6 protein-coding genes and 1 pseudogene are annotated in these 8,603 nt (G+C 71.3%); 4 read left to right on the forward strand and 3 right to left on the reverse strand.

The annotated features are described in order from the left end of the window. Window positions 1-240 precede the first annotated feature (240 nt). On the reverse strand, window positions 241-654 hold the full coding sequence (locus ACFWGJ_RS38350; protein WP_387333581.1) for a pyridoxamine 5'-phosphate oxidase family protein: 414 nt from the start codon (window positions 652-654) through the stop codon (window positions 241-243). 159 nt (window positions 655-813) lie between these two features. Here ACFWGJ_RS38350 and clpB point away from each other — a divergent pair. Both clpB and ACFWGJ_RS38360 read left to right on the forward strand, forming a co-directional pair. After that, window positions 814-3,399: pseudogene (gene clpB, locus ACFWGJ_RS38355) on the forward strand (ATP-dependent chaperone ClpB); the annotation flags it as partial. 186 nt (window positions 3,400-3,585) lie between these two features. Continuing rightward, entirely contained in the window at window positions 3,586-4,113 is a 528-nt protein-coding gene (locus ACFWGJ_RS38360) for a YbjN domain-containing protein (protein ID WP_210881673.1), read from the forward strand. 33 nt (window positions 4,114-4,146) lie between these two features. On the opposite strand, the gene ACFWGJ_RS38365 is transcribed toward ACFWGJ_RS38360, so the two are convergent. Then, on the reverse strand, window positions 4,147-5,343 hold the full coding sequence (locus ACFWGJ_RS38365) for a hypothetical protein (protein WP_387333582.1): 1,197 nt from the start codon (window positions 5,341-5,343) through the stop codon (window positions 4,147-4,149). A 437-nt stretch (window positions 5,344-5,780) separates the two neighbouring features. Here ACFWGJ_RS38365 and ACFWGJ_RS38370 point away from each other — a divergent pair, with 437 nt between their 5' ends. Continuing rightward, window positions 5,781-6,677, forward strand: a complete 897-nt coding sequence (locus ACFWGJ_RS38370) for a hypothetical protein (protein ID WP_387333583.1) — start codon at window positions 5,781-5,783, stop codon at window positions 6,675-6,677. A gap of 23 nt (window positions 6,678-6,700) precedes the next feature. Here the strand turns inward: ACFWGJ_RS38370 and ACFWGJ_RS38375 are convergent, their stop codons facing one another. Next, a complete protein-coding gene (locus tag ACFWGJ_RS38375; RefSeq protein WP_387333584.1) occupies window positions 6,701-7,921 on the reverse strand; it encodes a pyridoxal phosphate-dependent aminotransferase in 1,221 nt (406 codons plus the stop codon). Between the two features lie 220 nt (window positions 7,922-8,141). On the opposite strand from ACFWGJ_RS38375, the gene ACFWGJ_RS38380 reads away from it, so the two are divergent. Next, the gene (locus ACFWGJ_RS38380) at window positions 8,142-8,450 is read left to right on the forward strand and encodes a hypothetical protein (protein ID WP_387333585.1); all 309 of its coding nucleotides are present in this window, start codon (window positions 8,142-8,144) and stop codon (window positions 8,448-8,450) included. Window positions 8,451-8,603 lie beyond the last annotated feature (153 nt).

Below are 8,603 nucleotides of genomic sequence, written 5' to 3' on the forward strand. Positions count from 1 at the left end.
TTGCTACCCCCGTTTTTTTTTAATCGTCTTCGGCGCTCCCCCCCGCGGGGGGGACAGCTTGACCTGAACACGGTGACGCCGCTGCAGTTTTCAGGCAAGTTCCGGCAGACATGTTTCAGCAGGCATGCTTCATGCCTCCCCCACGGCTCCACAAGGGTGAAAACCGGCCTTGTGGCGCGGCCGTGCCCGGCGGAGTCCCGCGGGCCGTGCCCGGCGGAGCCCCGCGCGCCCCGCTCGGGGTCAGCAGTTGCCCATCGCCGACGTCAGGGCGATCTCGATGACCACCCGGGCCGGATTGGGCGACGGCGTCCTGCTGTAGCGCTCGGCGTAGCGGCGCACCGCCTCCGCGACCCGCTCCGGGTCCCCGGACACCGTCGCGCGCCCCTCCAGCGTCGCCCACCGCCGCCCCTGGAACTGGCACACGGCGACCCGCATCCCGTCGGGTCCCGCGGCCAGCACGTTGCGTACCTTCTTGCTGGACTTGGAGGCGATGACCCGAGCCAGACCGGCCTCGGGATCGTATGTAACGCCGACGGGCACCACATGCGGGGTGCCGTCGGGACGGAAGGTGCTCAGGGTGCACACGTGGCGTTCCCGCCAGAAGCCGAGATAGGAGTCGCCGGGATCGCGCGGGTTCACGGGGTACGAGGCCATGGACCGGAACCTAACCCGTCGAAGGCTCTGCGACCCCCGGAGCCCCCCGAGCGCCCTTGAGTGGAATAGACTCAACTTTGTGTACGTTGGTTGGGTCAGCCAACACCGTACGAGTACGAGCCTGAGTACGAGCACGAGCACGAGGAGGAGAACGCGAACGTGGACGCCGAGCTGACCAACAGGAGCCGGGACGCGATCAACGCGGCCAGCAGCAGGGCCGTGTCCGAAGGTCACCCCGACCTCACCCCCGCGCACCTGCTGCTCGCGCTGCTGGCCGGGCAGGAGAACGAGAACATCACCGACCTGCTGGCCGCGGTCGAGGCCGACCAGGCCGCCGTACGGGCCGGCGCCGAGCGCGTCCTCGCCGCGCTGCCCAGCGTGACCGGCTCCACCGTCGCCCCGCCGCAGCCCAACCGCGAACTGCTGGCGGTCGTCGCCGACGCGAACGAGCGGGCCAAGCAGCTCGGGGACGAGTTCCTCTCCACCGAGCACCTGCTGATCGCGATCGCCGCCAAGGGCGGTCAGGTCGGCGACATACTCTCCCAGCAGGGGGCCAGCGCCAAGAAGCTGCTGGACGCGTTCGAGAAGAGCAGGGGAGGGCGCCGGGTGACCACCCCGGATCCCGAGGGCCAGTACAAGGCACTCGAAAAGTTCGGTACCGACTTCACCGCAGCGGCCCGGGACGGCAAGCTCGACCCGGTCATCGGCCGCGACCAGGAGATCCGCCGCGTCGTACAGGTCCTGTCGCGGCGCACCAAGAACAACCCCGTCCTCATCGGGGAGCCCGGCGTCGGCAAGACCGCCGTGGTGGAGGGCCTCGCCCAGCGGATCGTCAAGGGCGACGTGCCCGAGTCCCTCAAGAACAAGCGGCTGGTCTCGCTCGACCTGGGCGCGATGGTCGCGGGCGCGAAGTACCGCGGTGAGTTCGAGGAGCGCCTGAAGACCGTCCTGGCCGAGATCAAGGACTCCGACGGACAGATCATCACCTTCATCGACGAGCTGCACACCGTCGTCGGCGCGGGCGCGGGCGGCGACTCGGCCATGGACGCCGGGAACATGCTCAAGCCCATGCTGGCCCGCGGCGAACTGCGCATGGTCGGCGCCACCACCCTCGACGAGTACCGCGAGCGGATCGAGAAGGACCCGGCGCTGGAGCGGCGCTTCCAGCAGGTGCTGGTGGCCGAGCCGACCGTCGAGGACACCATCGCCATCCTGCGCGGTCTCAAGGGCCGCTACGAGGCCCACCACAAGGTGGTCATCGCGGACAGCGCGCTCGTCGCCGCCGCGACCCTCTCCGACCGGTACATCACCTCCCGCTTCCTGCCCGACAAGGCCATCGACCTCGTCGACGAGTCCGCGTCCCGGCTGCGGATGGAGATCGACTCCTCGCCCGTCGAGATCGACGAGCTGCAGCGGGTCGTCGACCGGCTGCGCATGGAGGAGCTGGCGCTCGACAAGGAGACCGACGCGGCCTCCAAGCAGCGCCTGGACAAGCTGCGCCGCGACCTCGCCGACAAGGAGGAGGAGCTGCGCGGCCTCACCGCCCGCTGGGACAAGGAGAAGCAGTCCCTCAACCGCGTCGGTGAGCTGAAGGAACGCCTCGACGGGCTGCGCGGCCAGGCCGAGCGGGCCCAGCGCGACGGCGACTTCGACACCGCCTCCAAGCTCCTGTACGGCGAGATCCCCACCCTGGAGAGGGACCTGGAGGAGGCCTCCGAGGCCGAGGTGGAGGCCGCCAAGGGCACGATGGTGAAGGAGGAGGTCGGCCCCGACGACATCGCGGACGTGGTCGGCGCCTGGACCGGCATCCCCGCCGGCCGCCTCCTGGAGGGCGAGACGCAGAAGCTGCTGCGCATGGAGGAGGAGCTGGGCCGCCGCCTCATCGGCCAGAGCGAGGCCGTGCAGGCCGTCTCCGACGCCGTACGCCGGACGCGCGCCGGGATCGCCGACCCGGACCGGCCCACCGGTTCGTTCCTCTTCCTCGGCCCCACCGGTGTCGGCAAGACCGAGCTGGCCAAGGCCCTCGCGGACTTCCTCTTCGACGACGAGCGGGCCATGATCCGCATCGACATGTCGGAGTACGGCGAGAAGCACAGCGTGGCCCGCCTGGTGGGCGCGCCTCCCGGCTACGTCGGCTACGAGGAGGGCGGCCAGCTCACCGAGGCGGTGCGCAGGCGGCCGTACAGCGTCGTGCTCCTGGACGAGGTGGAGAAGGCGCACCCTGAGGTCTTCGACGTCCTCCTCCAGGTCCTGGACGACGGGCGGCTCACCGACGGGCAGGGCCGGACGGTCGACTTCCGCAACACCATCCTGGTCCTCACCTCGAACCTGGGCAGCCAGTACCTGGTCGACCCGCTCACCAGCGAGCACCAGAAGAAGGAACAGGTCATGGAGGTGGTGAGGGCTTCTTTCAAGCCGGAATTCCTCAACCGGCTCGACGACCTCGTCGTCTTCTCCGCGCTGAACAAGAAGGAACTGGAACGCATCGCCAAGCTTCAGGTCGGCCGTCTCGCGAAGCGGCTCGCCGAGCGCCGGCTCACCCTGGAGATCACCGACGAGGCGCTGGCCTGGCTCGCGGACGAGGGCAACGACCCCGCGTACGGGGCCCGGCCGCTGCGCCGGCTCGTCCAGACCGCCATCGGTGACCGGCTGGCCAAGGAGATCCTCTCCGGCGAGGTCAAGGACGGCGACACGGTCCGCGTGGACGCCTTCGGCGACGGCCTGATCGTCGGACCGGCGACGGGGCCCGTGACGGTCGCGGCCGAGGGCCCGGCCAGCACTCCGGCGGGCGGGCCCGCGGACGGGCCCGGGAGCGGCCCGGCGCTCGGCAAAACGCTCTGAGCGGAATTCCGTCACCGGCGGGGGCGGGGGTTGCGGGCCCCCGCCCCGGATGGGAGAGGATGGCGGAATCCGTACGAAGGGAAAATCACGGTGAGCATCGACCCGTCCTCGATTCCGAACTTCGGGGGCCAGCCAGAGCCGAACCCCGGCGGACCGGCGGGCCCCGTCGTCCCGGATCAGGACCTTGTGAAGCAGCTCCTGGACCAGATGGAGCTGAAGTATGTCGTCGACGACGAGGGAGACCTCGCGGCGCCGTGGGAGCAGTTCCGTACGTACTTCATGTTCCGCGGTGAGGACGACCAGCAGGTCTTCTCGGTGCGGACGTTCTACGACCGGCCGCACCAGATCGACGAGAAGCACCAGCTGCTCGAATCGATCGACGACTGGAACCGGCGCACGCTGTGGCCCAAGGTCTACAGCCACACGCACGACGACGGCACCGTCCGCCTGATCGGCGAGGCGCAGATGCTGATCGGCACGGGCGTCAGCCTGGAGCACTTCGTGTCGTCGACGGTCAGCTGGGTGCGGGCCGCCATCGAGTTCGACAAGTGGCTCGTCGAGCAGCTCGGCCTGGAGCAGGAGATCGACGACGCCGAGAAGCCGCAAGAGGACGAGTAGTCCGCACAGCGGCTGTCCTCACGTCACAGCACGTCACAGCGGCTTGTGGGCCAGTACGACCAGATACGCCCCGTACGCGAACGAGAGCCCGGCCAGGGCACCGACCACCAGGGTCGCGTGCCACGGCCGGGCTCTCGCCGTCCGTACCAGCGCGCACGCGAGCGGCAGCAGCAGCGGGAACGCCGGCAGCAGGAACCGCGGCTTGCACTCGAAGAAACCGGCGCCGCCGGCCGCCACGAACAGCAGCACGCCCGCGTAGACCAGCAGCGGCGCGGGAGCGCGGTCCGCGGCCAGCAGCCCGTACAGCAGCAGCGCCGCCGCGACGGTCACCATCGACATCGGGAAGACGAGCAGGTCGCCCTCCAGCAGCAGATGCCGTACGAAGCGCAGCGCGTCGAGGCCGAAGTCGAAGCGCGAGCCCCACAGCCGCTGCACCTCGAAGTACCCGCCGAGCGGATCGCCCTGCCGCCGCCCCACCCACAGCACGTACCCCAGCCAGCCGAGCGGGGCGAGCGCCGCGCCCGTCCACAGCCTGTGGGTAACTTTTCCGCGCCGTCGGTACAGCTCGTACGCCGCCGCCGCGAGGACCGCCGCGGCGACCGCGAACCCGTTCGGCCGGGCGAGTCCCGCGCCCGCCGCGAGGGCGCCCGCCCACACCCACCGGCCGCTGAGGACGGCGTACAGCGACCAGGCGGCGAAGGCGGTCAGGACCGGCTCCGTGTAGGCCATCGACAGCACCACGGAGTGCGGCAGCAGGCCCCACAGCAGAACGAGGGCGGTGGCGACGGCCCGGTCGTGCAGCCGGGCCCCGATCGCGTAGATCCCGCAGGCGGCGACCCCGGCGGCCGTCCACGACACCAGCAGCCCGGCGGCGGGCCCGCTGAGCGGGGTGATCTCCATGACGGCCCGCAGCAAGCCCGGATAGAGCGGGAAGAACGCCAGATCGCTGTGGACGACGTCGGGATGGAACCGCAGACTGCGGCCGTAGCCGTCCCCGGCGATCCGCAGATACCAGATGGAGTCCCAGGACCGCCCGAGCAGCAGCACGGGATGCTCGCCGACCGCCCACGCGGCCAGGGCCACGGCCGCGGCACCCAGCAGCCGGGCGACCATGAACAGCCCGAGGGCGGTGCCCATCGTGGCGGTCAGGACCGGACGGCGCCGCGGCGGACGCCCGGCCCCGGCGGGTGACGTGACGGGGGAGGGCGCGAGGGTTCGTGCGAGGGTCACATCAGAAGATTGCGGGCAATTGCCACCTTTTGCGAGCAACGCGCGCCTGAGCGGGTCCGATTCACCCCGGCATCCCGCTGTCACGGCGCGCCGCCGTGACAAGGGGGCGCCCCGGCTCTGCTCGGCCCCCCGGCACGCCCTGCGTGTGCGCTCGGCACGGGGTGGCGGACTGCGGCCGTCCACGTTCCGGGCTTGCCGGGCCCTTGTCCGCGGGGGTCCGGCAGGCCACTGACCTCCTGAAAGAACCGGGGGAAAGAACTACCCGCCCACCCGCCCTCCCTGCGCGGGAAGCCCGCGTCACCCGTCCGAGTGACCGGCTTGCCGCAGCGAGATCCGGGCGGCTACGTTCGCCGCGACAACCGCAAACAGATACGGCCCCCGGCCGGGACTGGCATCCCGAACGAGGGCCTGACCAACCAGGAAGACAGACCTTCCCGATGGCTGAATCGCAGTCTAACGCGCGCCTGCGCGCCGACGCCGGAACTCCGACTTCCGGCGTGATCCGTGTACGCACCCGCCTCACCGCCGACTTCACCGTCCTCGCCAACGCCCTCGCCCAGCGACGCGGCAGCGCGGTCACGATCGGCGTCGCGGCGTACATCTCCTCCCTGCCCGACGGTTCCCCCGTGACGATCACCGCCCTGTGCGAGCACTTCAGTGAGGGCGAGATCCTGATCTCGCGAGCGCTCAGGGAACTCGAAGCGGCCGGATACCTGGAGCGCCGCCGCGAGCGGACGCCCACCGGACAGGTCCGTACCCGCACGTACTTCTACGACGTCCCCGGCGGCCTGCCGAATCCGGACGGCCCTCCTGATCCGCCCAGGCCACCCCGCCCCCGGAAGCAGGTCCCTGTCGCGGAGGCGGTTCCGCCCGCGCGAGAAGCGGTGCAGGAGACAGCGCGGCCGCAGGTCTCCGCCGAGCCCGAGCCACCGGTCCCGCTCGCCGACACCGACATCGACCCCCGGGCCGTCGCCGTGCTCGCCGCCCTGCGCCGGGTCGACCCCCGCCTCATGCTGTCCGAGCGGGAGGCCGCCGCCCTCGCCCCGGCCGTCACCGAGTGGCTCGCGGCGGGCCTTCTGCCCACACACATCACGGACCACCTCACCGCACGGCTCCCCGACACCTTCCTGACCCGCCCGGCCGGCCTCCTCGCCTACCGGCTCAAGGAGACCCCGCTCGCCCCGCCCGTACGGGTCGGAGGCCCGGAGTCCCCCGTACGTCCGACGGTCGTACCCCTCCGGAACTGCGACGGCTGCGACCGGGGCTTCCGCGCGCCGCAACCGGGCCGCTGCCGGGACTGCCGCTCCCAGGAGCCATTTCGTGCGGCCGGCTGAGCCGAGGGCCTGGTGTGCGGTCCTCAGCCGGCCAGCGTCTTGAGGCGGCTGACCGCCTCCTCCAGGACCGATGTCTGCTTGCAGAACGCGAAGCGGACGAAGGGGGCCCCGGCGTCCCGGTGGTCGTAGAAGACCGCGTTCGGGATCGCTACGACGCCGGCCCGCTCCGGGAGCGCGCGGCAGAACGCGAAGCCGTCGCTCTCGCCCAGCGGGCGGATGTCGGTCGTGACGAAGTACGTCCCGGCCGGTGTGAAGACCCCGAAGCCGGCCTCCGCGAGCCCCGCGCTCAGCAGGTCCCGCTTGGCCAGCATGTCCGCGCGGAACGCGTCGAAGTACGTGTCGGGCAGCGCCAGCGCCTCGGCGACCGCGTACTGGAAGGGCCCCGAGGACACGTACGTGAGGAACTGCTTCGCGGAGCGGACCGCCGTCACCAGTTCGGGTGAGGCGGTCACCCAGCCGACCTTCCAGCCGGTGAACGAGAACGTCTTGCCCGCCGAGCCGATGCTGACCGTGCGCCCGCGCATCCCGGGCAGCGTCGCGAGCGGCACGTGCTCGGCGCCGCCGAAGACCAGGTGCTCGTACACCTCGTCGGTGACCACCAGCAGATCCCGCTCGACGGCCAGCTCGGCGATGGCGGTCAGCTCCTCGCGGGTGAGGACCGTGCCGGTCGGGTTGTGCGGGGTGTTGATCAACAGCAGCCGCGTGTTGTCCGTGACCGCGTCGCGCAGCTCGTCGAGGTCCAGCCGGAACCGCCGCCGCACGGCCCCGTCGGCCCCGGTCTCCTCGTGCGGCCGCAGGGTGACCGGCACGCGCGTACCGCCCGCCATCGCGATGGAGGCCGCGTACGAGTCGTAGTACGGCTCCAGGGCGATCACCTCGTCGCCGGGCTCCACCAGGGCGAGCAGGGTGGCCGCGATGGCCTCGGTGGCACCCGCGGTGACCAGGACTTCGGTGGCGGGGTCGTACGCCAGCCCGTACCGGCGCTCCTGGTGCGCGGCGATCGCCGCACGCAGCTCGGGGACGCCCGGGCCCGGCGGGTACTGGTTCCCGCGCCCGTCGCGCAGCGCCCGCACGGCCGCCTCCCGGACCTCCTCGGGGCCGTCCGTGTCGGGGAAGCCCTGGCCGAGATTGATCGCCCCGGTACTCAGGGCGAGGGCGGACATCTCGGCGAAGATCGTCGTACCGAACTCGGCGAGACGGCGGTTGAGGAGGGGGCGGCGTGCACTGGAGGTCATGACGGCCATCCTGCGCTCAACCTCTGGATTCGCTCAACTCTGCTTTGGCCCGTGAGACGAGAGGGCATCCCCCTCCCACGCGAGACGCACACCTGGGTGTGCGGCCGGATCGCAGCAGTAGTCACAGCAGTAGTCACAGCAAGGATCACGGCAGGAAACAGACAGCAGGCAGACGAGAAGCAGAGCCCACGGGGGGCCCGCTTCGGGGGAACGGAAGGAGGGTGGCGCCATGGTCATCGGCATCATCCTGGTGTTGTTCGTCGTGGGGTTCGTGGTCGTCATGGTCGCGCGGAGCGCATCCGGCGGCCGGGGTCGCGGTCGTGGCCGGGGGCGTTCGCGCCGCGGCAGCGGCAGCGGCAGCGGTAGCGCGAGCGGCAGCTGGTGGGCCGGCGGAGTGGCGGGCGGGGGCGACGGCGGCTCCTCCTGTTCGTCGGGCTCCTCGGGTCACCACTCCTCGTGCGGCGGCGGGGGTTCGTCCTGCGGCGGCGGCTCGTCCTGCGGGGGCGGCGGCGGAGGCGGATGCGGCGGAGGCAGCTGACACGGGGCAGCCGGCGCCGCCTTGACGCGGGCGTCCGACGGTCCGTTTCCCGTCGGGCGCGCCGCGCGTTGTCGATGCATCTCGACGCGCGGAACGCAACCTTATGAACACGTGAACTGCCGAGCCCCCGGGGGGATGTAAACCCCGTCAAGT

The sequence above is a fragment of the Streptomyces sp. NPDC060205 genome (assembly GCF_042728395.1).
Taxonomy (GTDB): domain Bacteria; phylum Actinomycetota; class Actinomycetes; order Streptomycetales; family Streptomycetaceae; genus Streptomyces.